This window comes from Bacillus sp. ISL-55, assembly GCF_018613155.1.
Taxonomy (GTDB): domain Bacteria; phylum Bacillota; class Bacilli; order Bacillales; family Cytobacillaceae; genus Mesobacillus.
On record NZ_JAGGQU010000067.1, the window covers coordinates 1 to 26,277 of the forward strand.

The following is a 26,277-nucleotide window of genomic DNA, read 5'->3' on the forward strand; positions in this document are numbered from 1 at the left end:
GCGCTGGAGAGCCGCCCAATGAAGTCGTTCTTTGACTTCAATGGGCGGATCGAAGCGACTCGAGGGGCTAGGCGCTGGAGCTAGATTAAGAAAACTACATGCAGTTATCCACACCTAAATAATTTTATAATTTCCTGGTTAACAATCAAAAAAGCGGAAGCAGCCATGATTGCTGCTTCCGCTTTTCATTATGTCTATTTTCGCTCCAGGTTATGCCTTATAAATCGCATAGCCTATATAATAGCCCAGGATCATGATGCTCGCGATGCTTAAGGTTACTGCGAACTCTGCCATCTTGACAACCTCCTGAATTTTTATGTGGTTATTATTAAATTACCACAGTAAGCCTAACGGCAACGGGTGGGTTTCGTAACATTCTGTGACAGAAATAGGATTTGAAGTGACGTTTCGCATAGGACTCTTCCGTTCCTGGCGCTCTTTACGTTTTATATTCTAAGATGTTTCACAGAGTCATTTATCTAGCTACATATGGTTTAAATGACGCAAATAATCAGGAAAAGCAATTGGGAATTGATGATTGAAAGCTGAAAGTACCTTTATTGTACGCAAAAAGAGGAGTCATCCAGTAAAAAGGATAATCATTGCACCGTGAAAGATAATCATTGCACCGTGAAAGATAATCATTGCACCGGTAAAGGCAACAATTGCACCATCACTGCCGATGATTGCACCGTAAAAGGGAATAATTGCACCAACATAAGCTATAATTGCACTTTCGTCCATAAATTGGTAATATACACTAAAAAGAAATCCGCACCCATCATATTGGGTGCGGATTCCTTTAACCTGCCTTAACTTTGTTGCCCAGCTGCAGCTGGTACATTTGAAAATATTTACCTTTAAGTTCCATCAGCTGATCATGGTTCCCTTTCTCAACAATCCGACCGCGATCCAATACAAGGATCTGGTCAGCATTGCGTATGGTCGACAATCTGTGGGCAATGATGAAGGTCGTCCTGCCTTCCTTGAGGACATCCATCGCTTCCTGAATAATCGCTTCTGTCTCGGTATCAATGCTCGATGTTGCTTCATCAAGAATCAGGATGGCCGGATCGAAGGCCAAGGCTCTGGCAAAAGAAACCAGCTGTCGCTGCCCGCTTGATAGCGTACTGCCCTTTTCAATCACCGGCTCATCATACCCTTTTTCAAGATTTTTCAGGACGGTGTCTGCCCCAACGCTGGTCAGCGCTTTCTCAACCCTATCCCTGCTGATGTCAGGGTGATCGAGGCTGACGTTGGAGGCTATTGTGCCGGTAAAAAGGAACGGATCCTGCAGGACAATCCCCATATGCTTCCGCAGCGTCTGTCTCGGCATTTCGGTAATATCCATTCCATCGATCAGAATCTTTCCTTCCTGAGGATCGTAAAACCTGAATAACAGGTTCATAATCGAGCTTTTTCCTGATCCCGTGTGGCCAACGAGTGCGACTGTTTCACCCTGTTTCGCTTCAAAGCAAAGATCCTTAAGCACATATTCACTTTCTTTATAGCCGAAGGATACATGGTCGAAAATCACATTGCCTTTGTAGCGGGAAATCTCTTTCTCGCTTACGTCGATTCCTTCCTCATCCATAAGATTGAACACCCGCTCTCCGGCAACCAGAGCCTGCTCAAGGTTAGCCAGCTGGTTGACGATTCCCTGGACAGGATTGAACAGACGGTTAATGTAATCAACGAACGCGTAGAGCATACCGAGTGAAATGGCGGAAGATGGCTCAAGGGCCTCGCCGCCGAAATACCAGATAAACGCCACGAAGACGATATTTCTTAACACCCCTACAAGATTATGGGAGGTAGAGGAATTCAAACTCAACAATTTATTTTGATAAGTGAAATGCTCTTTGTTCAACGTCTCGAATTCCTTCTGTGTTTCTTTTTCACGGCTGAAAGCCTGGATGATACTCATGCCCTGTATGGATTCATTGATCATGCCATTAATATCACTTACGCGGGAGCGGATGACATGATTGTATTTTGATGCGTACTTGCGGTAAAGTTTTGCCCAAATATAAAGGATTGGCAATAGCAGTAAACAAATCGCTGCAAGGTTCGCATTCAGGATGAACAAGGCAATATAGATGCCGGTAATATAAATGAAACTTGTAAAGAAAGTAGACAGGACCGTAACGTACAATTCGCGTATCGCCTCTGTATCATTCGTGATCCTCGCTACGACCTTCCCGGCAGGAAGATTGTCAAAATACTGAATTGGCAGCCGCTGAATCTGTCTGAAGACATCTTCCCGGAGCTTCTGGATAATCCGGTTCGCTGACTTTTGCAAATAAAATCTTTGGCCATATTGGAAAATGGACGCAATGATCAGCAAGCCGAAATAAAACGAAAGCAGCTTAATAATATTCGGGATTTCTGGTTTATAAAAATTCATCAGCTCATCGCCGGATAGAGCTTCTGCTTCATATTGCGCAGCCTTTGACCCCTTGCTGATTGTTAATACCCCATCCTCATAGCTGCGGCTTCCATCGAATTCGACATCAGCCTCAACAAATACAAAATTTCTGCCGACCTGTAAAATCCGCGCAGAATCTGCGTTTCCGGCGTCGCCATCCTTTGTGTAAAAGCTGCCATTATATTCAACTGCACCATCGCCAGCTTCTGTCTTGTGCCATACCGACTCGATTCCTAAAATGTGGTTATCAATCATGCGCTTGGCGATGAATGGTCCTGCCAGGTCTGCAACAACGGCGACAGTTAGCATCGCCAGGGCAATCAGGATTATTTTCTTATAATTTAACGCATATCTGAACAGTCTTTTTCCTGTACTCATACGGAGTGCACCTCCTCTTCGACGGCTGCGGCTTGCTGCTTGATATATTGCTCGTAATACCAGCCCTGAGCATCTATCAATTGATCATGCGTGCCTTCCTCAATTATTTTTCCATCCTCCAGCACGACAATATGATCAGCATGCTCAACCGCAGACATTCTGTGAGTTGTTATGATGGTTGTTTTCGCATTCCGCTCTCTGCGGATGTTTTCAATGATTTTCTTTTCCGTTTTTGCATCGACTGCAGAAAGTGAATCATCAAGAATAAGGATTTCCGGATCCTTGATCAAAGCACGTGCAATCGAAATACGCTGCTTCTGGCCGCCGGAAAGTGCGACCCCTTTTTCACCGACAAGTGTCTCCAGACCTTCCGGAAGCATCTCCAGGTCTTTCCGGAAAGCGGCCAAATCGATGATATCCTGCAAATCTTTTTCAGAAGCCATCGGGTTTCCGAACAGAATATTTTCCTTAACCGAACGAGAGAAAAGAATGTTTTCCTGCGGAACATAACCCATCCAGCCCCGAGTCTGCCTCAGGCTGTGCTCCTGGATCGGCACTCCTGATACAACGAGGTTCCCGCTGCCTTCCGGATACTCCCTCAGCAGCTGTTTGATCAGCGTTGTCTTGCCGCTTCCCGTCTTCCCGACTATCCCCAGCGTTTCACCACGGTTCAAATGGAGCTTGATATTATCAAGATTGTTCACATTGGATGACGGATATTTGAATGTAAACTCAGACATCTGTAAATACTCCGGATCATTGCCCTCCACTGGTTTCACTGGATCTGCAACATCCTCTTTGTATGATAAAGTCTCATTCAGGCGGTCAAGCGACGCATTGCCTCGCTGCATGACATTGATCAGTTCCCCGATTGCGAACATCGGCCAGATCAGCATGCCAAGGTATACATTGAAGCTGACCAGTTCTCCCAGCGTCAGCTTTTGCTGAAAAACCAGAAATGCTCCATATCCTAGACCAATTAGATAGCTCATACCAACAAGGATCTTAATGGTTGGTTCAAACAAAGAATCGATTTTCGCAACTTCGACATTTTTACGGTAGACATCTTCAGTCAAGTCATGAAAATTTGATTCGTCGGATTTCTCCTGTACATAAGCACGGATGACCCGCACTCCTGATACGGATTCGAGCACCCTGTCATTCAGCTCGCCGAATGCATCCTGAGCAGAAGTGAATTTAGAATGAATCTTTTTGCCATATATGTTTACCAGAAGTGCCATGATTGGCAGTGGGATGATCGAAACAAGTGTCAGCTCCCAGCTGATGAAAAATCCCATTGTGAACAAGATTGTCAGCATGAAGATGCTAGAATCGACAAGTGTCAGTACCCCGAAACCAGCCGTGATCGATATTGCTTTCAAATCATTCGTCGCCCTTGCCATCAAGTCTCCTGTACGGTTCCTTTCAAAGAACGTCGGTGTCATTTTCAGCAAATGCTTCATGAAGCGGGTCCTTAGTTTCCGTTCAATCAGGAACGCTCCGCCGAATAATTGATACATCCAAATATAAGTGATGAAATAAGAGACCACCGTAATCAGCATGAGGCCGCCTATATACTTTAAAATTAATTCCTGGTTCATGGAACCAAGCTGGATTGCGTCGATCGCCATCCCGACGATTTTTGGCGGCAGCACATCAAGTATGCCGACAAAAATCAGTAACGAAATCGCCACACTGTATCTCTTCCAGTTTTCTTTAAAAAACCAGCTTAACTTTGATAAAACCGATAACATGAATAATCACTCTCCTTACCCGAAAACGCAAGCGCCCCGGTCAGCCCCGAAACCTCTCGAGGACCGCTCGAGCCAGGTGCTGCAGTTTGCTATTTCTCGGAATAAAATTTCAATATGTTTCTAACTAGCAAATCTGACTAGCCGCTTTCTAGATATTCCTTTTTTACCAGTTTCTCCACTTTTGGTTTGACCATTTTGATTTCCTCCTCATTTAGTTTGGAATGGATGTTCTCTAAACATGAAAAAAGACATATCGCGGCATGCGATATGTCTTGAATCAATACATAAAGACAGAAAAAGGCATACGTCACGCAGATGCGCAACCCATGCCTTTTCAGTCACAGAGCAACTTGATTAAAAATCAGTTATGGCAAAAGGATGGGTTACGTGTATTTAGTTGAGCGTATCTTGCGTTTTTTACAATGTTCATATCCGTAACCCTCCTTTTAGTTATATTTTCCATTCCTTTGTAAGGTTATCACCTTAACAGTCACAATGTCAATTCTAACTTTTCGATATTTTTCATCATTTTACTTTTCTGCTGACTTGCTGCGCCATATTTTTCGTGCAAACAGCAGATAAAATAGAAGCGGCATTGGTGCCTGAATCAAACCTAGTATTCCCCAAAGCCAATAATTATGGCCGTGCTTCCGGGCATTTGTAAAAAGGAAAATGCTTTGCACCAATAGAATCACAACAACCAAGGCCAGCATAACAGGTGACAGTTCCTCATTCATCGGCTGTCCACCTGCTTTTGCACTCCTTTGAAGCTATAGATAGCTGTAATCGCGAACGTCGCAGCCTGCAGCATTAAGAAGAGCATTGGGAGCTCCAGCATAGCGAAGATCACACCGCTCAAAATCAGCATAGCACTTAAAATGAACCACACTAATTCGCGGCGATATTTCTTCTTTTGCACCTGCTGCTGATTCAGAACCATCTCTTCAAACCAATTTTCATCAGGGGTATAGGTGTCCAAGGAATCCACTTTGTCTAGTCCATTATTGATGGCGCTGATGGTGTCAAAAAATTCTTTATCCATTTGTTCATGTTTTGACGAGATTCCCTTTTGGTTTTTCATCTACTTTCAGCTCCCTTCTAACAGCTAGAAGTCCATGGTGGACTCTGGACTTCGCGGTACCTGCGGCAATATTCAGGATTTCACTAATCTCATCGTACGAATAACCATAATAATGCTTAAGGATAAGAGGAATTCGCATTTCATCTGTCAGCCTGGATAATGCAGCGAGCGCATCTGTCCATTCCTCATTCTTCGATTCCATTTGCCACTGCAGCTTGCGTGATGCTGCTTCTCCTTCGTTCCATTCCCGCTCGCGCTTTTTTTTGCGGTGCTGATCTATATACATATTTGTGGCTATGCTGATCAGCCATGATGAGAATTTTGATTTCCCATTGAATAAATGGATTTTCTCCACACATTTAGCCATCGTTGCTTGTGCTATTTCCTCTGCGATATCAGGATTCATCGTTATTTTCATCAGGTATTTTACCAGCAGGGGATAATGATTCCTGAACAGGATAGCAAACGAACGGTGGTCGCCCTTTTTAGCGCTATTGATTAACTCTTTCTCATCCATCAAAGCATGCCTCTCTTTCCCCGCCACCCCGAAAAATTATCTTCTAATTGATTATTTATTAATAAGACGTTTAAAGTAAAGAATCGTTCAAATTTTTTCGTAAAAAATAATGCTCATTCATTATTTATTATGAAAAAAAGAAAGCCCGGTAAGGACTTTCCTCTATATACCCTGCTCGACAGCAGGCTCTTTAACAGTGGACTCACTCTCTTCTGCGAGCTTAGGCAAAACAATCATATAAAACACTCCAACGATGGCGAGACAGCCGCCGACAATCCAATACAGCATTTCAATTGTTAGCAGAGCAGGAAAGCTGTACGCAATGAATGCAAGAGTCAATGAATGAGACAGCATGTTAAGCGGGCTGATCAGCCCCTGGACCCTGCCCATCATTTTCGGATCTATAATGCTCGGAAGCCACCCTCCAATTCCTACATTTATAAGCGGGAGAGCCAGTGCAGAGATAAACAGGATTCCCAGGAATAGATAAATGTTGTTTGGCAGTGATGCGAGAGCCGTAAAGCTACCAGAGATGATCAAACCTACCGAAATCAGGTGGTAAAGCTTCACTTTTTGAGAAAGCAATGAAGCAATAAAGCTGCCGATCAACACCCCGATCCCAAACACGAAGCCGATGACAATCGAGTATTGTTCATACGTATCTGGAGCCAGTTTATATTTCAGGATAAAAATCGGCATGACGGAGAAGCCGCCATTTACGATTCCAAAGATGAAAAAGCCGATGATTAGAGTGAACAACAATTTACTGCTCATGACATACTTAAAACCGTAGTTAAAATCCTTGAATACCATCTTGATGTTCAAATCCTTTAGTGTATGAGAGCCATTTGGCAGTCGCGCCTCCTTCGAAACGTCAGTCTTCTGAATGAGCAATGCACTGATGATGAACGACAGAGTGTCAACTAATATAGCGCCATAAATGCCAATCGACCAATAGGCGAGCACCCCTAGTCCATTGCCAAACAACATGAACAGACTCATCACGAGCTGATTCAAACCTGCTGCAGTGGTGTAGTCCTCTTTTTTCAAGATTCCTTGGACCATCCCATGTTCAGCCGGGAAAAAGAACTTTTGAACCGCGCTTCTCAAAAACAGGACAGCAAAGACCAACGGCATCCAGCCAACATAGATTGCACCAATCAATGCGACAGATAAGCCGGCACTAATCCAATCGCAATAAATGGCGATTTTTTGCCGATCCATCCTGTCAGCAAATACCCCGATCAGGAAAAACACCGCAAGCATTGGCACGGAATACATCAGTTCGGTTATAGTCGCATAGGCGGGCTGGGAACTGAAACGGTCCAGCAAGAAAAACATGAAGGCCGTCAATCCGATTGTACTGCCCATCTGGGAAGTGAAGTTCGCTAAAAATAACTTCGTGAAACTCCTGTTCCTGAAAATCTCCGCAAATTTTCTCATAATTGTCTGCTCCTCGCATCTCTTTTAATAACCTAATATTAGCTTAATTTTCAGCTAATAATAAACTTTCTCCTGACCGTTTCTTTCTCCATCCTCAGACGGAGTGCCTCTGCACTTGAGAACTACCATCGCTTCAGATGCTTTCGAGCTGGTTAGCCTGCCAACATCGCCCAATTTAACCTCTGAAGGTTTTCGAACCAAGTTAACGGGGTAATATTCTATTAACCTAATAAAAATGATTCATTAAAGGAGTTATATATAAATGAAAGAGATCATGTCATCAAATGTTATGGTTCAGAAAAGATTCACTATGAAGAAAATGCTTGAAATCTATCAAGCTGCTAAAAAGTTGGACGGTACGACTTACTTATACAGCCGCCAGAAGGCAGTTGAGGCAACTTCATTGTCCAAGCTTGTTTCATTCCTGCTGACGGTTGAACCAAATACAACTTTAAAGATTATTTTGGAAGGTACAGATGTAGAACCGAAATTAAATCAGCTGACTAAGCTGCTTACGAATGAAGCTTCTGTCCTTCGCGTAAAACGCAAGCGACTTATCGAGTCTTCCGAATCATTCCAAATTTAGTTCTAATAATAGATAAAATAATGACTGAGGTGAAGTTTCATGGTAAGAACCATTCTTATGATTATCGGCGCTGTAGTCGTGATCGGTTTCCTATTAAGCTTAATATAATTTGAATTTAGTAAAGACCTGCTTAAATTGCAGGTCTTTTTTATGTTCACTCCAGTATTTTTCATGAGGACATTCAATGTGTCTGCGTGATACTCTACTTTTTGACACATAAAAACAGCACAGGAGACATAGCCCCTATGCTGTGTAGTATCAGTTATTGCTATCATCATCTTTTTCTTTACTATCAGATCCGTCGCCTTCAGATCCTCCGGTGTCTCCTTCACCTCCGGTATCTCCTTCGCCACCAGTATCTCCTTCGCCTCCGGTATCTCCTTCGCCTCCGGTATCTCCTTCGCCTCCGGTATCTCCTTCACCTCCGGTATCTCCTTCGCCTCCGGTATCTCCTTCGCCTCCGGTATCTCCTTCACCTCCGGTATCTCCTTCGCCTCCGGTATCTCCTTCGCCTCCGGTATTTCCTCCGTCACCAGAGTCATCAGATCCGCCGGTATCCTTTTTATCACTCGCTTGACTGGTGTCATTGCTGTTGCCGGAATTCGTTGAAGCTGCTGCCGAATCAGTATTTGTTTCCTTTTTCTCTTTCTTTTTTGTTTCTTCTTTCGGCTGTTCTTTCTTCTCTTTCAGCTTCTTTTTTGCTTCTTCCCATTGTTTCTTAAGCTTTTCTGATTCTTTTTTAATCCTTGATTCGAGCTCTTTTACAGACTTGGCACGCTGCTGCCTCTTGTGTTCCTCGATATATTTTGAAAGTGGAGGAACATTGAAGGACTGTGCTTTTGTATTTTTCAATGCTTCCTTCATAAAGTCCTTGAAAACCAAGGCGGCTCCTTCACTGCTAGTAGTGGTTAAGTAGTGTTCCTTATCTGTCTTGTCATAACCAACCCATACAGCGCCAACAAGCTGTGGAGTATACCCCACAAACCACTGGTCTTTTGTCCCTTTTACTCCTTCAATCGGAACTTGGGTTGAGCCTGTTTTGCCAGCTAATTCTCTACCCTCGATTTGCGCACCTTTCCCTGTTCCTTCCTGAACGACACCAAGAAGCATGGTCGTCATTTTCTCTGCGGTTTCTTTTGATACAGCCTTGCTCTTTTTTCCTTTATATTCAACAATGGTGTTGCCTTCTTTATCAACAATCCTGGTGATTGCATGCGTTTCATGACGCTCGCCATTGTTTGCGAATGCCGAATATGCTTCCGCCATTGTAGCCGGAGATACCCCAGTCGATAAGCCTCCAAGCGCGAGGCCCAGGTTACGGTCGTTCTTCGGATCAAGATTAATACCAAAGTTCTTTACAGATTCCATGCCTTTGACTATCCCTATTTCATCCAGCAGCCATACGGCAGGCAGATTCAACGAATCTCTCAATGCTTCATACATAGGGACTTCGCCTTTATATTTATCATTGTAGTTTTGAGGCTTATAATCTTTGAATTCCATCTCTTCGTCTTTAAGCATGTCCGTAACACCCCAGCCTTCTTCAAGCGCTGGTGCAAATACAGCAAGTGGCTTCATCGTTGAGCCCGGCTGTGCTTTTAACTGAGTAGCACGATTATAACCACGGAATACATGCTCACCGCGGCCGCCTACAAGTGCACGAATCCCTCCACTTTTAGGATCGACGAGTACAGCACCGCTTTGGACGATTTGCTTTTCAGTGCCTTTTGGAAACAGATCATCTTTCGCGTAAGTAGCTTCCACAGCCGATTGCATTGTCACATCAAGTTCCGTATGGATTTGCAAGCCGCCTGTCAAAATTTCTTCCTGTGTCAGACCGTATTTCTTGATTGCTTCATCAATAACATGATCAACATAATATGGATAGCGGCCGCGCAGCGGATCTCCGCCTTTTTCATTGAGTACAATCTTTTCAGCAACTGCTTGTTTATATTCCTCATCCTTAATAAAACCATGTGTATTCATCATCTGGAGGACAAGATTTCTTCTCTCCACTGCTTCATCATAATTTTTATTGGGATCCAATGAAGACGGTGCCTTGATCAAGCCTGCAAGCATTGCTGCTTCGCTTATAGAAAGATCCTTGGCATCCTTGCCAAAGTATCCCATCGCAGCTCGTTTGATACCCCAAGATCCATTTCCGAAATAGATACGATTCAAGTACATTTGCATGATTTCATCTTTGGAATATTGCTTTTCTATTTCCCTGGCCATGAAAAATTCTTCGAGCTTTCTTTTATAAGTCTTTTCGCTCGAAAGCAATGCATTCTTTGTCAACTGCTGTGTAATCGTGCTGCCACCTTCAACGATACTTCCTGCCTTGACGTTTTGGACAAATGCCCGAGAAATACCTACAAGGTCCACACCATCGTGTTCATAAAAACGATGATCCTCGATGGCAATCACAGCATTTTTGACATGATCCGGGACTTCTTCAATCTTAACTCCCTCATTTTTTAAAGCCGAAATCTTACTGGCAACTTCTCCATTTGCATCGTAGATGACGGTTGATTGTGCCATATCATCATTCAATGCACTAATGTCAGCACCTTCAGAATAAACATGAAAAAAACTTAAGAATGCCAGTACGGCTGTCGAAACAGACAAAACCAGCACCTGGTTCATATGAAGCCTTTTCCAACCTCTTAGAAAACGTGTTGCTATTGAATTTTTGCTCACTGAGCACCCCAACCTTTTAAAAATAGTTTAGAAATATGACACTTTCTTTTACCCATTTTTAAAAGGCATTAACACAAATTGGCTAATTATGAGGAAAAAAGACATATAAATAAGGAAAGCGTAAGCGCCTTGGTCAGCCCCGACAAGCGCTGGAGGGCCGACCAGTGAAGTCGTTCTTTGACTTCATTGGGCGGACCGAAGCGACTCGAGGGGCTAGGCGCTGGAGCTAGACACTAATCTAAGTGTAAAAGGCTTTATACTTCTAACATAGCAAGCAAAAGGGGAAATATTTTCAGAACCTGCATGACTTCAGACAATATCTCATGCTTAAGACGTCGTTTTGTCCGAAGTTGCTATGACTTCAGACAATACCTCACGCTTGTGACGTCGTTTTGTCCGAACCTAGCATGACTTCGGACAATTTCTCATGCTTGAGGCGTTGTTTTGTCCGAACCTGGCTTCACTTCGGACAAAATCTCCTGATGAAACTGAAGTTTTGTCTGAACCTGGCATGACTTCAGACAATTTCTCACGCTTGAGACGTTGTTTTGTCCGAACCTGGCATGACTTCAGACAATATCTCATGCTTAAGACGTCGTTTTGTCCGAAGTTGCTATGACTTCAGACAATACCTCACGCTTGTGACGTCGTTTTGTCCGAACCCAGCATGACTTCGGACAATTTCTCATGCTTGAGGCGTTGTTTTGTCCGAACCTGGCTTCACTTCGGACAATATCTCCTGATGAAACTGAAGTTTTGTCTGAACCTGGCATGACTTCAGACAATTTCTCACGCTTGTGACGTCGTTTTGTCCGAACCTGGCTTCACTTCGGACAATATCTCCTGATGAAACTGAAGTTTTGTCTGAACCTGGCTTCACTTCGGACAATATCTCACGCTTGAGACGCTGTTTTGTCCGAACCTGGCATGACTTCAGACAATATCTCACGCTTGTGACGTCGTTTTGTCTGAACCTGGCTTCACTTCGGACAATATCTCCTGATGAAACTGAAGTTTTGTCCGAACCTGGCATGACTTCGGACCATATCTCCTGATGAAACCAATGATGTTTGGAAATTATAAGTCGGTTATTTTTATTTTAAAAGTGGGTATTAAATAGTAAGACACATTAACCTTGGAGGTTGATCTATATGGCTGGAATAAAAAAAGTGGTTCTCGCTTACGATGATTCAGCAGGCAGCAAGAAAGCTTTGCAATTGGCAAAGGAGATCACCAGAGATAAAGAAGGCGTAAAATTGTATGTGGGCCATGTATATGAGGAAAAAGTCAAAAGCGAATTAGTTGAATCCACTGAGCGCCCCATTGAACATCTGCCCATTAACAACTTTCCGGCGGATGTAGTCCAGGTGCCTCCACTGGCTATGGAACAAGGTGCACTCGATAAATCAGAGCACTCCATCATTACCCACAGCTCTGAACAAGCCTTTAACAACGCAAAGGCCGAGCTAGATGCTCTTAATCTGGATACTGAATACTCCACCCTGGATGGAAGTCCAGCCGAGAGTATCTTAGAATTCGCGATGGATGTAGATGCTGATTTAATCATCATAGGCCAATCAGGCAATGAGGGTATCAAGCGAAAAATTCTTGGCGGCGTCAGTCAAAAGGTAGCTAATAATGCTCATTGCCATGTGCTTATTGCAAAATAAAAGCCAAAAACAGCCGGGGCTAATTAAATGCCACCCGGCTGTTTAATATTTTTTCGTTACTTACTGTGTTCCAGCATTTAACTCGCTTATTCCATCATCGCTTCTGCTGCAAGTTCCTCTAACCGCTCTTTTGTTTCGATTTCCTCAAAACTGCTGAATATCCGAAAGTCATCTTGATCAAGAATCCGGAAATGCTGGCTCAAAATGTTTTGCTGCATGACGAATCCGCCAATCCTTGCGACTTCCCTCCACCAGACTTTACCGCCCAATGTTTTCTCTTTTCGATAATCTGTACCTTCATGGGCGATGGTTTCAAGGACCTCTAATGGTTCATTTCCGAACAAAAACTGGATTGTTTCGGTTTCCCTGAATAAGGCACAAATGGTCACGACTGTCGACCAGCCGGCTTGAGCTCTACCTTTTTCAATCTGGACAAGCGTCTTTTTGGAGATTCCAATGATATCAGCCATTTTATCCTGTGTATAATTAACTTCTGCCCGCAGAACCCTAACTTTTTCCGAGACCCTGCTAATGATTTCATCCCTCGTCATCCGCTTCATTCCTTTAAAATGCTTTTAGTGTAATTTTACACCTAATTAGTTAGAATTAAAAATATTTTTTCTTATCATTTAATAAGAAAGACTGTTTTAAAAAAGGAATGCAGCAGACTGCATTCCTTCCGAATTATTTTATCTGTTTTTCCTGGCTGACACTGCAGTTGCTAGAACAAGAGCTTTGGATGGAGCAGGCAGCGCATTTCCCTTCTTTTGATTTCTTGATGAATCGGTAGAAGGCCCAGCCGGCGTATCCGAATATAGCACCGCCGATTATTATGTTTGCGATCATAGATCCTTCCTCCTTCCGGCCTTAGGTTAATCCTAACAACCTGCCGCCCTGATAAATGACCAGAGACAAGACATATGCGATAACCAGGGCATAAGCGATTGAAAAAGTGGTCCAGCGTCTAGAACCAGTTTCTTTATAGATGGTTGCGACCGTTGCGAGACATGGAATGTATAACAAGATGAATGCCATGAAACTGTATGCAGCAAGCGGTGTATAATGGACAGCTAATAAACCTTGCAGACTTGCTTCATCTGGAACAAAATAAATGATATTCATTGTTGAAATAATAGCTTCTTTTGCAAGGAACCCTGTGAAAAGTGATGCACTGGCCTGCCATGTACCAAAGCCTATAGGAGCAAATAATGGAGCGAATATACCTCCAAGCAGAGCTAAATAGCTGTCATCCATGCTGACATTCACACCTTCCGGACCAGCGTAGGCAAGCAGCCAGATCAGGACGGACCCGGCAAAAATGAAGGTTCCCGCCTTCTTGACGAATCCCTTTCCCTTATCCCATGTACTTCTCCAAAGGGCTCTTGCCTGAGGAAGCCTGTATGGCGGAAGCTCAATGACGAATACCGAAGTTTCCCCCTTCAAAAGAGTCTTGGAGAATACTTTGGCCAGAATAAGTGCAATCACTACTCCTAATACATACAAACTCAAAACTACAGCTGCTTTCTGTTCTACAAAAAACGCTCCGACAAACAAGGCATATACAGGCAATCGGGCTGAGCATGACATAAGAGGTGTCAACAGGATGGTCATCAGCCTTTCCTTTGGCGTCTCAATGGTCCTTGCTGCCATAATGCCTGGTACGTTACATCCGAATCCGATCATCATCGGAATGAACGCCTTTCCGTTCAGGCCGACTGCTTCCATCAGGCGATCCATTACTAGTGCGACACGCGCCATATAACCTGAATCCTCAAGCAAGGATATGAAAAAGAACAAAATGAAGATCTGCGGTACAAAGACGAGGACTCCCCCTACCCCGGCAACGATTCCATCAAGAATAAGATCTTTGATGAATGTTGAAGCACCTGCAGCCGCTAATGCTGCTGTAATCCCCGATGTTAATGGTCCGCTCAAAAATGAATCCAAGGCGTCTGACAGCGGGAAGCCAAGCCAGTCAAAGGTAAGCATGAACATGATATACATAAGAACCAGAAAAATCGGGATTCCGAGAAATCTATTCGTAACGACCATGTCAACCTTCTCAGTCAGAGGAACCTTTTTATCATCCTGTTTTGTGGTAGCAGCAGATACTATTTTATCAATCGCTTCACTTCGCTTCCGATGGATTACCTGGTCAAGCGCTTGTTTGCTGTCTGCATTTTGTTGATGGCCAACAGTAACTGAGTTGATTAATTTTTCTATTTCATCTATCGGCAAAATTGTCGCCAGATAGCTTTTTACATATGGATTACCTTCGAACAGCTGAAGAGCAAGCCAGCGAACGGGATGTTGTGTCTTCCCCGCCAGTTTGTTCTCGAGTTCCAGGATTCCAGCTTCGATCGCTTTTCCATAATAAACGAGATTGTTCTTCCCTGTTCCGGCAGCTCCAGCAGTCACCAGCTCTGCAAGCTCGTTACAGCCCTTACCTGTCCTGGCAACAACAGGAGCTACATTCACTCCCAGTGATTCAGACAGTTTGGCAATATCAATTTGAATCCCCCTGTTCTTCGCCACATCAAGCATGTTTAAGCCAATTATGACCGGTGCATCGTATTCCAATAGCTGCAAAGTAAGGTGAAGATTACGCCTTAACTGAGAAGCATCCAGGATATTCAGAAGCTTTTCAAATGGTTCATTCAGGAAGAAATTTGTAACGACACCCTCATCTTTAGAAAGGGGATTGAGAGTATAGACTCCTGGAAGGTCAATAAGCTGATCCTTTCCATTTTTAAAAAGGCCTACTTTCTTTTCGACCGTTACACCGCTCCAGTTGCCTACATATTCATAGGAACCTGTTAAGTTATTAAACAATGAAGTTTTTCCAGTGTTGGGGTTGCCAATGAGGGCAATATTCATCATACTCGCTCCACTTCAATCCTTAGTGCTTCTTTGCGGCGGATGCCGATGCATTGCCCGCAGGATTCAACCATGACTGGGCCACCAAAAGGCAGGATGCATTTCACACACACTTCTGAGCCTTCCGCGATTCCCAAATCAAGTAATCTTCTTCTGACAAATTTATCTGCACTAGCAATATTCATGATCCGGCCTTTTTCACCAGTCTTTAATTTTCCCAGCATAGCCATCACCTTTTTTAGTTTGTTAGTTTATTAACTCTTCGTCGGTTTCATTGTACCTCTATTTTCTCTAAATGAGAATGATTATCTTTATTTAATCAGTTCAAAGCAACTTTCACTGTGACATACATCACTATATAGCAGGGTTAATACTATATTTCAGGCAAACTCCATACAATTGACAAATTTTCACCAGCAATTCCTTTATATTTACACTATACCTAATAGGGTATAATATGAACATAAAAACAGGAGAGCTTATTCAGCTCTCCTGCGAATCATATTTTATTGCTAACCTGAGTGGATTGGACCATTCTTGACGGTGCGTAACTAAAGACAAGAATGACTAGAATCGCACTTAAAATCATGCTTGGGAGCATGTAGGTGCCATTATATAGAAAGGAATATAGAGCAACAGGCTGACCTGGAGGCGCATAGCTTCCGAAGAATACCCAGCCTGAAATAAAATGAGTAAGGAATCGCAGGGCACTGCCGATAAAAGTTCCGGCAATGACAAAGGCAATCCATTTTACCCTTTTGCCTTTCTGCATGCTTTCTTTTACCTGAGCTGCAAATAATCCAGCTGTTCCCAGAAATGCAAACGCAACAAGATAATCAAGAATCCCTTGGATCGGATGATAGATTTGCGACATTCCAAGGATGAATTGGAGCAGCCCAAACAGGAAGCCAGTAAGGATTCCGCCCTTTACTCCCCAGCGAAATGCCATCAGGAATACAGGTACCATCGCGATGGATACTGAACCGCCCTGTGGCCAGATTCTTGAAAATAAAAACCCTGAAAATAAATCCAGCAAATAAGCCAGTGCGGAAAATACGGCAATTTCCACTAAAAAGAGAGTTTGTTTTTGTTTCATGTTTTGTTCCTCCTTCTTTTTCAGAATGAGGTCCGTTTCTAACACGCCTTTTCTGCTTCAGAAACAAAAAAAGCAATCAGGGAATGATGCAGGATCCCCAATTGCTTTCCTATCGCATCCACATTCCTTCGCTAGCATTAACTAACAGGTTCAAAGGGTAAGAACTCGGCCGCTCACTCTCAGCTGCTTTACGCAGCTCCCCTTGTGGTTATTATTTAATTTCTACACTATGAATATACTACGTCTACTATTCAATAACAAGTATAACCGTTCTGCAAACTCTGGACTTTCCAATAAATGTCGATAACTCAATAGACAAAACTCTCTCATTGTTGCTAAAAAAATCGGTCTTTTGTCACAATTTTAGCTATTCGACGCAATTCAGCGGATGTTCTCAATATTCGACAAAGGGATTTTATGATTTTCCTCGAATCTTTAATACCGATATGAAAAACTGGGGGACTTAATGAAATGCTGCCAATTACGGATAACCGATTGCTTAGCTTCCTGACTAGTGAAAAGGAAAAACTAATTGCCGACTGGACGGAGAATATAATCGTTTCAGAAGATGATCCATATAAAGAGAAAATAAGCAAGAACGCTGAGAGAATGTATGCAGTCATTCTCTCGGTTTTTTCTAAAACAAGTGAAGAATTGGAGGAACATATTCAAGAGCTTGCTTTTATGGTCGGTGAAGAACGGGTACGCGCTGACATTAACATTGGCGATTTTGTCTACAATGTCAACGCCGGACGATCCGTTGTATACAAACACCTCCATAAATTGAATATGGAATGGACTGAAATGCAAGAGGCCATCAATAGGATCAATTACTGTTTTGATACCTTTTTGTATTACGCAGTGTCTTATTATAATGAGCAGAAAAACAAAATCATTGAGGAAAAGAACCAATTCATCGATTCAACACATAAAGACAGATTAACACTTCTAGGCCAAATGACTTCTAGCTTCATCCATGAATTTCGCAATCCGTTGACGTCCATTCAGGGCTTCATCCAGCTCTTGAGGTCTGAACATCAAGATATGAAGTATCTCGATATCATCTCAAGCGAGCTTGAACAGCTGAACTTCCGGATTTCACAATTCTTGCTGCTATCAAAAAAAGAGCTGATCGGAAAAGAAAAGACTGTTTTCTCATTGAATAAGATGATTGAGGAAGTTTTAAACTTCCTTTATCCCAGCATCCTTGACACGAAAGTCAGGATCATCAAGGAAGTAGCCGAAGATATGGAATTGTATGGCTATGCGGATGAAATCAGGCAGGTTCTCATCAATATCATCTTTAATGCGATTGATGTACTTAGCCAGTACCGTGATGATCCGCAAATCGAAATCAAAGGATTTTTCGTGAATGATACCCATATTAAAATAGAAATTTCCAATAATGGCCCTGTCATTCCTGACCAATTATTAAAAACGATCTTTGAACCATTCGTTACAACCAAAACACTTGGTACCGGACTTGGACTTTTCGTCTGCCGGGAAATCATCGAAAAGCATAAAGGAATACTCGCCTGTTCGTCAGAACTGGAAAAAACATCATTCATCATGCTGCTGCCTTTGACAAGAATCGAAATCTAATCTAATACCTGAACAAGGAGACCCCGCCGGGAAATGGCGGGGTCTATTCTTTCTTATTCAGAGTATTCAAGTGAGCGGTTGTCCGCCACATTTTTCACTTTGCTTTTCTCCGGTCGAGATACATGCTTCTTCTCAGATTCAGAGACGATGAGCGCACATGCTGCATCGCCGGTAATATTGACAGCGGTGCGGGCCATATCGAGTAAACGGTCGATGCCGAGTATCAGTCCAATTCCTTCAACAGGCAGGCCTACAGACTGGAGAACCATCGCCAGCATAATCAATCCAACGCCAGGTACACCTGCAGTCCCAATACTCGCAAGCACCGCAGTCAGGACAACCGTCAGAAGCTCGGCCATTGTGAGATCGGCACCGTACACCTGTGCAATAAAGACAGTAGCTACGCCCTGCATAATTGCCGTTCCGTCCATATTGATCGTAGCTCCAAGAGGCTGCACAAAGCTGCTGACAGATTCCGGGACACGAAGGTTCTTCTGTGCTGTTTCCATTGATACCGGAAGTGTAGCATTACTGCTCGATGTACTGAAGGCTACCCCCATCGCCGGGGAGAATTGCTTAAAGAACCAGAATGGGTTTTTCTTTCCAAGGAAATATACCCCTGAACCATAAGTAATGAACGCATGGACAACTAGAGCGAGAACAACGACAATCATATATACTCCCATCGCCTTGATGGCGTCGATTCCCTGGCTTCCGATCGCTGTTGCGATTAAACCGAAAGTTCCGTACGGAGCAAACTTCATGACAAGGCCTACCAGATACATCATGATCTCATTTCCTTGTTCAATCAGATTCAAAATCCCTTTTGTTTTGTTGCCAAGTGCCGTTAAAGCAATCCCAATGAAAAGGGCAAACACGATAACTTGCAGCATATTGCCAGCTGTCAGTGCTTCAAAGGGGTTCGCCGGAATAAGATTTAAAAAGGTTTCGCTTACTGGCGGAGCTTCTTCAGCTTTGAATTCTGCTCCACTCGTATCAAACTTCCCCATCAAGCCAGGCTTGATTAAATATGCCAGCGCAAGACCAATCGAAATCGCTATAGCTGTTGTCGTTAAAAAGAAGCTTACCGTCTTAAAACCAATCCTGCCGAGTTTCTTAGGGTCGCCTAATCCTGCTGTTCCAAGAATAATCGAGAACAGGACAATTGGTACGACGAGCATACTGATTAAATTAATGAATATCTTACCTAGAGGCGTAAATAAGAATTTATCTAAAACAGTGAACAATTCGGGTGAAAAAATGTTGAGGATCAGCCCGGTCATTGCGCCAAGTCCAAGGCCAATCAAAATCTTAGTCGTTAATTTCATAGTCTTCCTCCCAAAAAAAGTATAAAAAAACAATGTAAAGCTTTATTCCCTCTTTTGGACGAATAAAACCAAAGAGAGCTAATTGGCCAACTCTACCATCAAAGTAAAGTTTAAGGAGGTTTCTATGTTAACTTTAAAAGTTGATTCTGAACTTGAACTACGGATTTTTGAGCCGGGTGAAGCTGGGGAATTGTTCTGGCTTGTGGATTCCAATCGCCGCTATTTGCGGGAATGGCTGCCCTGGATTGATGGTATTCAATCTCCGGGACATTTTTACTCTGTCATTCAAATGTGGCAGAAAAATTTCCAGGAAGGAAGCAGCAGTCACTTTGGGATCCGCTACAGGGGAGTCCTTGCAGGCAGCATCAGCCTCCATGCTATTGACTGGAGCAACTCACAGGCAAGCATCGGCTACTACCTGGCGGAAAAACTGCAAGGCAGGGGCATTACAATCAGAACGGTAAAAACAGTAATAAACCATGCTTTTTTTGAGTTAGGACTTAACCGCATTGAAATCCGGTGCGGCAAGGACAACGATAAAAGCAAGGCTATTCCCAAGAAGCTTGGGTTTTACAAAGAGGGTATCCTGCGTGATGGGGAATTTCTAAATGGAAACTTCCATGATTTAATTGTATATGGGCTTCTTAGAAGAGAATGGCAAAGAAGACATACGCTTATCCCTTAGTCACCAGACCAAGCTAATCAATGGATTGGCAGTTTGATAGTAAAAGTCGTTCCCTTTGAACTTGATTCCACACTAATTTTGCCATCATGTTCCTCAATGATTTTATAGCAAATCATCAGACCCAGGCCATTCCCATTCGTCTTTGTCGTAAAGAACGGCTTGCCAATCTTGTCCAAATACTCAGAAGGAATTCCTGTACCAGTGTCAGCAATTGCAATGGTCAGCTCGTCATCTGATTTAAAAATTGAAACCGTTATTTCACCTGGCAATTCCATCGCATCGATCGAATTCATCAGCATATTGATCAACACCTGCTTGATCTTATTCCCATCGCAAAGAAGCATTATGTCTCCCAATGTGGATTGCTTCGTTATTTCGACGCACTTCTTTGCTGCCTCAGCCATCAGCAGGGTAATTGCATGATCAACCAAATCATTCATATCAAATGACTTGAAGTCGGACTTATGCGGCTTTGCCATAAGCATCAACTCTTTTGATACAGCCTCCATTCGCTTTATTTCCTCTTCCATGATCGCTAAATAATTGTGGTTCAATTCTTCTCCTGCCTTCATAAGCTGAATAAATCCTTTCAGACTTGTCAGAGGGTTTTTGATTTCGTGTGCAATGCCTGCAGCAAGCTGGCCTACAACATTGAGCTTCTCATACTCAAGGATAAAATGCTCTGCTTTGATTTTTGCGGAAATATCGCTTGTTACTGAAAACAGTTCAAATGGTTCATTTGTATCAGGATGCCGTACAACCGAGATTTGGGAACTTACCCAGATATACACTCCGTCTTTTCGCTTAATACGATAGGTTAGAATGGAAACCTCTTCCCCATCAGGCATGGAAGTATTCAAAATCCTTTTATAATCTTCTGCATGTACAAATAAAGTGTACAGTTTTCCGACTAATTCAGCTTGCACATACCCAAGCATAGCCTGAACAGATGGAGAAACATATTTAATGAGACCATCAGGAGTTCTTCTGCAAATAAAATCCATGGATGGTTCTACCCAAATGTTATCATTCGTCTTTTCGACTCTTTGCAGCTTTCTTTCCAAACTGGATAATAGAATACTCATAGCCAGCCTCCCTTTTGTAAAATTTTACTGAATTTTTAATTTAATTTCAAACTCTTATTTTAAAAATAATCCACAAAAGGGTTTTATTTACATTGGGAAATTTTTCTTAAACTAGGAAAAGCACTAATTTGTTAAAATCAGAATTTTCCAATATAATTACACATAAACTTCATACTTTATGTGTCCGTTTCATACATTGATATCAAAACGTATTAATGTTCCCCTCAATTATTCACTATATGGTATAATAAAATTTAAATATAAAGCTGAGGTGGTATGATGGGGCAATCTATCGTATCAAGAATTTAACAGCTGCGAACGCGGAAGGAACAGCATAACAGGATGTTGGCCCTGGCTGGACCAGCCGCTCGGAACGGGCCGTTATAATTTCTTGATGTATTTAATTATTTATATTGAAGCCTGCAAATCCAGGCTTAATTTTGAGTTTACTGGGAGGTGACTCCTTACCCGCACACCAGCGGGCTAAGGGAACTTATTTGGACATATTTAACTTGGTTTGGATAGCCATTTTAATTGCTTTAACGGCATTTTTCGTCGTTTCAGAATTTGCGATTGTTAAAGTGAGGAGTTCCAGAATTGACCAATTAATAGAAGAAGGCAGCAACAAAGCCGTGCTTGCAAAAAGAGTCATTTCCAATCTGGATGAGTACCTTTCTGCTTGCCAGCTTGGGATTACGGTCACTGCTCTTGGTATTGGCTGGCTTGGAGAGCCGGCGATTGCCGATCTGCTGAAACCGTTATTCACCAGCCTGGATATTTCCGAATCCTTAGGAAATGTCTTTTCAGTTGGGATTGCATTTGCGACCATCACATTTCTGCATGTCGTAGTCGGGGAATTGGCCCCTAAGACATTAGCGATCCAAAAAGCGGAATGGGTGTCGCTGAATACAGCTGGTCCACTGATCCTTTTTTACAAGATCATGTATCCATTCATCTGGCTGTTGAACGGATCTGCCCGTCTTGCTGTTGGTCTTGTCGGTCTTAAACCTGCCTCTGAACAGGATTTAGCCCATTCTGAGGAAGAACTTCGCATTATTCTGTCTGAGAGCTTTAAAAGTGGTGAAATCAACCAGTCAGAGTTTAAGTATGTAAATAAAATTTTCGAATTTGACAACCGGATCGCCAAGGAAATCATGGTGCCCCGCACCGAAATTATTTCGTTGTCAAAAGAGGATTCACTGGAGAGTTTTCTCCAGATTGTAAAGGAAGAGAAATTCACCCGATACCCTGTCATTGACGGAGACAAGGACCATATTGTCGGTTTAGTCAATATAAAAGAAGTAATGACTGAGCTAATCAATGAACAAGGACGGAGCAAAAAAACGATAGATTCATATATTCGCCCAATCATCCGAGTCATCGACAGCATTCCAATTCATGACTTGCTGGTAAAAATGCAAAAAGAGCGCATTCACATGGCAATCCTGATGGACGAATATGGAGGAACTTCCGGCCTCGTGACAGTAGAAGATATCCTTGAAGAAATTGTAGGAGAAATTCGTGACGAGTTCGATATGGATGAAGTGCCGATGATACGGAAAATCCAGGAAAGCCATTATATCATCGATGCCAAACTGCTTGTCAGTGAGGTAAATGAACTTCTGGCACTTGATATCAACGATGAAGATGTCGATACAATCGGCGGCTGGATGCTTACCGAAAATTACGAAGTCAAACAAGGCGACGTCGTCAGCTTCGGATCTTACCATTTCAAAATCACCGAAATGGAAGAGCATCACATCAAATATATCGAAGTAATGAAACAACCTGAAATCGAAAAGACAGCAGATAGTTTTTTTATGAATAAAACCGAGGTTGTTTCATAACGAAAAGCTGTTAAAATAAACAAAACCCAGGCAGGTCCTCCCTGTCTGGGTTTTGTTTTACACTTTCCAGGTTTGTACGTCATCTGCTTCGATGATTCCCATAATAACATCATCTACGTCCGGATCCTTTAAGACATTGTCCCTGACCCTGAACTTGATATCATCTGCATCAGCCAGTGTCAGCCCTTTGCGGAGTTCCAGATAGCTTTCGACATGGTACTGCCTGCCCTCCTGGACAATCCTTAATGTATTGATATCAATGACATCTGGATCTGACAGGATGAGATTAGCTATACGGTCCTCAACTACTTTAGGTGCTGCAACACCAATGAGACCTACCGTGTTCTCATACCCAATCTTCAAAGCAATCCCGATCAGCAAGATGCCAATCAGCAAGGTTCCAATACCATCAAGTAAATAAAATCCCGTTACATGCGCCATGACAATGGAAGCCAATGCTAATAGCGCACCAAATGTCGCAATCAAATCTTCATAGAAAACGAGTCTTGTCGGTGGTGCTGCCAGACTGACATTTTTAAAAGCATGCCCAATGATTCCAAACCCCTTGGCTTCACTTCTGGTCTCGTGAGCAATCTCCTTCATTGCTTTAATCAGGATTCCTCCATCAACAAGTACAGCGATTGCCATGATGATAACATTCAACCACATGTTACTCGAAGCTTTAGGGTGCTGGATCAGCTCCCATCCTTTGATGACTGTTTCATATGCCATGATCGAAATGATAATGACCGCAACCAGTACGAACAAGTTTACGACCCTGCCGAAGCCGGTCGGAAAACGCTTTGTTGCTTCTTTTTCCGAGATGGCACTGCCGATGAAAACAAAAAATTGATTCAGTGCATCCGCAACCGAATGAAGCGTTGTCGCTAGCATCGTACCGCTTCCGCTAATCACTGCAGCTACACCTTTGATGATTGCAAGGAATGTATTCCCAATGGCAGCAATCCCGGAGGATTTATTTCCTCTTTTAAAAAATCCAATCATAGACGACATTTCTCCACCCGCTTTACTATTTTCTTTGATTTATATATGTCCTTTCATTTTTCACATTTTGGTCATTTCTAAACATCTATTTGGATAAGCTGGTGTTTTAAAATTTTGGAAAATGCTAAAGAACCCATCGGGAATATATCCTGATGGGCTCTTTAGCTAAAATTTACGTCCTGCTTTTAGATGCTTCTCCAACTCTTTTGTTATAGGCATTCCATTTCTGTTTAGCGTTGATCAAGATATCCTCCACCAACAGCTCGATTCCGATTGCCGTCAGCGAGAAGACATTAGCATAATGCTTCTTCACTTCCCATTTCAATTCATGCTTCCCGCAAATACTGTATTTGTTCACTTCTTCCATTTCCTTGCTCAGCAAGGCCAGTTGCTGGTTTTTCTCTGTTTTAGGAAGAGCAACAATTTCATCGATTTTTTCTATATATTCAAGTGACTTGGTGATTTTCTCATCCACCTCATCATGTGTCTTTTTATCTACCAGGTCGTACTTCAGTTTAAAGGCATTAAGGCTTCTGGCAGATTCATAGGTTGATCTCACAATTTCATCCCTGGTCATATAATCTGTTTCAAAGCTGAGCATATATTTCCATGATGGCTGGGTGATTGCTTTCCTATGGTCTTCAATTGTATGGCAGAATTTCTTATAGCCATATTTTTCAGGATTTTCAAACGCCGGGCTAGCAGGATCCAGGAAAGGGGCAAGCGGAGCGACAAAATAGGATAGTCGTTTATCCCCTCCGCACGCATTATGAATCTCCTCACAAAAATCAACATTATCAAGGGCGCTTTGATAATCCTGATGTGGTATGCCAACCATGAAAAATATATCAATCTTCTTGCAGCTATGCTTCAATGCAGATTGCAGCGTTTCAATCACTTTTGCATTCGTACAATTGAATTTGCCGTTATAACGGCGAATCTTCTCATCATGTGTTTCCAAGGTCAATTCCACGCTGTATTTCGGCACAACCTTCTCGATTTTTTCAAAATACTCTTCATTTGCATATTGAAATAATTCAAATACCAACTCATTCTTAAGATTGATCTTGCTGAGCCTCTCAAAAAATTCATCGACATAATCCTTACCCGCCTGGCGTATATCATGAAGAATGAAAATTGGTGCCCTGCTGAAGCGCTGGATGAAAAGTATGTCTTCAACTAGTTTCGCAGGCGAGCGTTTAGCCAGGACTTTTCGGTTGCAGTTATCCTTGTACGATTGTTTCGAGCCGCCGCAAATCAAGCATCCCTGGGTACATCCCTTTGCCGTGAGGATCGCCGTATTAGGATATTGAAGCCAGCCGTTGTATGGCAATGGATCCAGGAAGTTTTTATATTTGAAGACCGACTTGATTGTATATCGGTAGCCGGGGATATCAAATTCATCCAGGCTGTCAGGAACATGGCTTAACGGGTTGTATACTGGAGTGTCTCCGTCCTTCCAAGTAAGGTTTGGAATCCCGCCCAGATGGTGGGTTCCATTTTTTAAATGGTTGATCAATAAGAGCATCAACTTTTCGGTTGAATCGCCCCGCATGACAAAGTCAATGAAGGGATATTCTATTAGCTCTTTATGGTAATAAGTTGCTGATAAACCGCCAAAAACCATAGGAGTTTCAGGATGAAGATTTTTCACAATTTTCGCCAGTTCAATACTACCATGAGCGTGAGGAAGCCAGTGAAGGTCAATACCAAAAGCCCGTGTCTTGATCTTTTTCAATTTCTTTTCGACATCAAAGTTTTCATCCATTAGCATTCGATTCGCGATGTTGATGATTTTAACGCGCAACCCTTGGCGCTCTAAATATTCCGCGATGCTCGTCAGGCCAATAGGATACATTTCGAATACTGGAGAGGATGGAACGACGTCACTGATTGGGCCAGCCAACAGCGCATTTTTTCGGAAATCGTATACACTTGGTGCATGGAGAAGAACTAGATCGTATCTCAAAATACTCACCTCGAAGTAAAATATACTCTATTAATCTGCCTAATAAAGACAATATATGATTACACCTTAATGATAACTCCCGGATCCTTCGTCTTAGTCCCGCAAAGTGTAATATTTTGTGAACAGCTGAACAAATCCGATTATAAAGAGCCTCAGACACTGATGAATAAAGGGATTAAGAGTTTATGAAAGTTTTGTGTATAGGGAGAACAAAAAGCGCAAGCGC

Annotated in this window: 23 protein-coding genes and 1 riboswitch; of the genes, 5 read left to right on the plus strand and 18 right to left on the minus strand. The window is 42.7% G+C overall.

The window, feature by feature from the left end; genetic code table 11:
* Positions 1-579: 579 nt before the first annotated feature.
* The 7 genes from J7E32_RS22480 to J7E32_RS22510 all read right to left on the minus strand — a co-directional run bounded on the left by J7E32_RS22480 (position 580) and on the right by J7E32_RS22510 (position 7,601).
* Positions 580-744: a hypothetical protein gene (locus J7E32_RS22480; protein ID WP_214911800.1), complete on the minus strand. Its 165-nt coding sequence runs from the start codon at positions 742-744 to the stop codon at positions 580-582.
* 58 nt (positions 745-802) lie between these two features.
* On the minus strand, positions 803-2,806 hold the full coding sequence (locus J7E32_RS22485; protein ID WP_214911801.1) for an ABC transporter ATP-binding protein: 2,004 nt from the start codon (positions 2,804-2,806) through the stop codon (positions 803-805).
* Positions 2,803-4,560 carry an ABC transporter ATP-binding protein gene (locus tag J7E32_RS22490; protein ID WP_214911802.1) on the minus strand — a complete coding sequence of 586 codons (1,758 nt, stop codon included), beginning with the start codon at positions 4,558-4,560 and terminating at the stop codon, positions 2,803-2,805. The genes J7E32_RS22485 and J7E32_RS22490 overlap by 4 nt, the downstream gene beginning before the upstream one ends.
* Positions 4,561-5,090: 530 nt before the next feature.
* The gene (locus J7E32_RS22495) at positions 5,091-5,297 is read right to left on the minus strand and encodes a sigma-Y antisigma factor component (protein ID WP_214911803.1); all 207 of its coding nucleotides are present in this window, start codon (positions 5,295-5,297) and stop codon (positions 5,091-5,093) included.
* Positions 5,294-5,641, minus strand: a complete 348-nt coding sequence (locus J7E32_RS22500; protein ID WP_214911804.1) for a YxlC family protein — start codon at positions 5,639-5,641, stop codon at positions 5,294-5,296. The genes J7E32_RS22495 and J7E32_RS22500 overlap by 4 nt, the downstream gene beginning before the upstream one ends.
* Positions 5,607-6,158, minus strand: a complete 552-nt coding sequence (sigY, locus tag J7E32_RS22505; protein ID WP_214911805.1) for an RNA polymerase sigma factor SigY — start codon at positions 6,156-6,158, stop codon at positions 5,607-5,609. The genes J7E32_RS22500 and sigY overlap by 35 nt, the downstream gene beginning before the upstream one ends.
* A 162-nt stretch (positions 6,159-6,320) precedes the next feature.
* Positions 6,321-7,601 (minus strand): MFS transporter, encoded by a 1,281-nt coding sequence (locus tag J7E32_RS22510; RefSeq protein ID WP_214911806.1) that lies wholly within the window; start codon positions 7,599-7,601, stop codon positions 6,321-6,323.
* 262 nt (positions 7,602-7,863) lie between these two features.
* Here J7E32_RS22510 and J7E32_RS22515 point away from each other — a divergent pair, with 262 nt between their 5' ends.
* Positions 7,864-8,187 carry an HPr family phosphocarrier protein gene (locus J7E32_RS22515; RefSeq protein ID WP_041966696.1) on the plus strand — a complete coding sequence of 108 codons (324 nt, stop codon included), beginning with the start codon at positions 7,864-7,866 and terminating at the stop codon, positions 8,185-8,187.
* A gap of 258 nt (positions 8,188-8,445) precedes the next feature.
* Here J7E32_RS22515 and J7E32_RS22520 read toward each other — a convergent pair whose 3' ends face one another.
* A complete protein-coding gene (locus J7E32_RS22520; protein ID WP_214911807.1) occupies positions 8,446-10,833 on the minus strand; it encodes a transglycosylase domain-containing protein in 2,388 nt (795 codons plus the stop codon).
* Between the two features lie 739 nt (positions 10,834-11,572).
* Positions 11,573-11,920, minus strand: a complete 348-nt coding sequence (locus J7E32_RS22525; protein ID WP_214911808.1) for a hypothetical protein — start codon at positions 11,918-11,920, stop codon at positions 11,573-11,575.
* Positions 11,921-12,038: 118 nt separating this feature from the next.
* Between J7E32_RS22525 and J7E32_RS22530 the strand changes: the two genes are divergently transcribed.
* Positions 12,039-12,557, plus strand: coding sequence for a universal stress protein (locus tag J7E32_RS22530; RefSeq protein WP_214911809.1), 519 nt, complete (start codon positions 12,039-12,041; stop codon positions 12,555-12,557).
* Positions 12,558-12,643: 86 nt separating this feature from the next.
* On the opposite strand, the gene J7E32_RS22535 is transcribed toward J7E32_RS22530, so the two are convergent.
* From J7E32_RS22535 to thiT, 5 genes are all read right to left on the minus strand, one after another.
* Positions 12,644-13,108: a helix-turn-helix transcriptional regulator gene (locus J7E32_RS22535; RefSeq protein ID WP_214911819.1), complete on the minus strand. Its 465-nt coding sequence runs from the start codon at positions 13,106-13,108 to the stop codon at positions 12,644-12,646.
* 133 nt (positions 13,109-13,241) lie between these two features.
* Positions 13,242-13,403 (minus strand): FeoB-associated Cys-rich membrane protein, encoded by a 162-nt coding sequence (locus J7E32_RS22540; protein WP_214911810.1) that lies wholly within the window; start codon positions 13,401-13,403, stop codon positions 13,242-13,244.
* A 21-nt stretch (positions 13,404-13,424) separates the two neighbouring features.
* On the minus strand, positions 13,425-15,434 hold the full coding sequence (feoB, locus tag J7E32_RS22545) for a ferrous iron transport protein B (protein ID WP_214911820.1): 2,010 nt from the start codon (positions 15,432-15,434) through the stop codon (positions 13,425-13,427).
* Positions 15,434-15,658: a FeoA family protein gene (locus tag J7E32_RS22550; protein WP_052442186.1), complete on the minus strand. Its 225-nt coding sequence runs from the start codon at positions 15,656-15,658 to the stop codon at positions 15,434-15,436. Before J7E32_RS22550 ends, feoB begins: the two co-directional genes overlap by 1 nt.
* A 275-nt stretch (positions 15,659-15,933) precedes the next feature.
* Entirely contained in the window at positions 15,934-16,530 is a 597-nt protein-coding gene (gene thiT / locus J7E32_RS22555) for an energy-coupled thiamine transporter ThiT (protein ID WP_214911811.1), read from the minus strand.
* Positions 16,531-16,636: 106 nt separating this feature from the next.
* A riboswitch (TPP riboswitch) is annotated at positions 16,637-16,743 on the minus strand.
* Between the two features lie 258 nt (positions 16,744-17,001).
* Here thiT and J7E32_RS22560 point away from each other — a divergent pair.
* Complete coding sequence (locus tag J7E32_RS22560) at positions 17,002-18,132, plus strand: histidine kinase N-terminal domain-containing protein (protein WP_214911812.1); 1,131 nt, start codon at positions 17,002-17,004, stop codon at positions 18,130-18,132.
* Positions 18,133-18,185: 53 nt separating this feature from the next.
* Here the strand turns inward: J7E32_RS22560 and J7E32_RS22565 are convergent, their stop codons facing one another.
* Entirely contained in the window at positions 18,186-19,460 is a 1,275-nt protein-coding gene (locus J7E32_RS22565) for a dicarboxylate/amino acid:cation symporter (protein WP_214911813.1), read from the minus strand.
* 124 nt (positions 19,461-19,584) lie between these two features.
* Between J7E32_RS22565 and J7E32_RS22570 the strand changes: the two genes are divergently transcribed.
* A complete protein-coding gene (locus J7E32_RS22570) occupies positions 19,585-20,145 on the plus strand; it encodes a GNAT family N-acetyltransferase (protein WP_214911814.1) in 561 nt (186 codons plus the stop codon).
* A gap of 17 nt (positions 20,146-20,162) precedes the next feature.
* Here J7E32_RS22570 and J7E32_RS22575 read toward each other — a convergent pair whose 3' ends face one another.
* Positions 20,163-21,230 (minus strand): ATP-binding protein, encoded by a 1,068-nt coding sequence (locus tag J7E32_RS22575; protein ID WP_214911815.1) that lies wholly within the window; start codon positions 21,228-21,230, stop codon positions 20,163-20,165.
* A gap of 497 nt (positions 21,231-21,727) precedes the next feature.
* Here J7E32_RS22575 and J7E32_RS22580 point away from each other — a divergent pair, with 497 nt between their 5' ends.
* Positions 21,728-23,077, plus strand: a complete 1,350-nt coding sequence (locus J7E32_RS22580; protein ID WP_214911816.1) for a hemolysin family protein — start codon at positions 21,728-21,730, stop codon at positions 23,075-23,077.
* Positions 23,078-23,134: 57 nt separating this feature from the next.
* Here the strand turns inward: J7E32_RS22580 and J7E32_RS22585 are convergent, their stop codons facing one another.
* A complete protein-coding gene (locus J7E32_RS22585) occupies positions 23,135-24,091 on the minus strand; it encodes a cation diffusion facilitator family transporter (RefSeq protein WP_214911817.1) in 957 nt (318 codons plus the stop codon).
* Between the two features lie 163 nt (positions 24,092-24,254).
* Entirely contained in the window at positions 24,255-26,051 is a 1,797-nt protein-coding gene (locus J7E32_RS22590; protein WP_214911818.1) for a TIGR04190 family B12-binding domain/radical SAM domain protein, read from the minus strand.
* Positions 26,052-26,277: the final 226 nt, after the last annotated feature.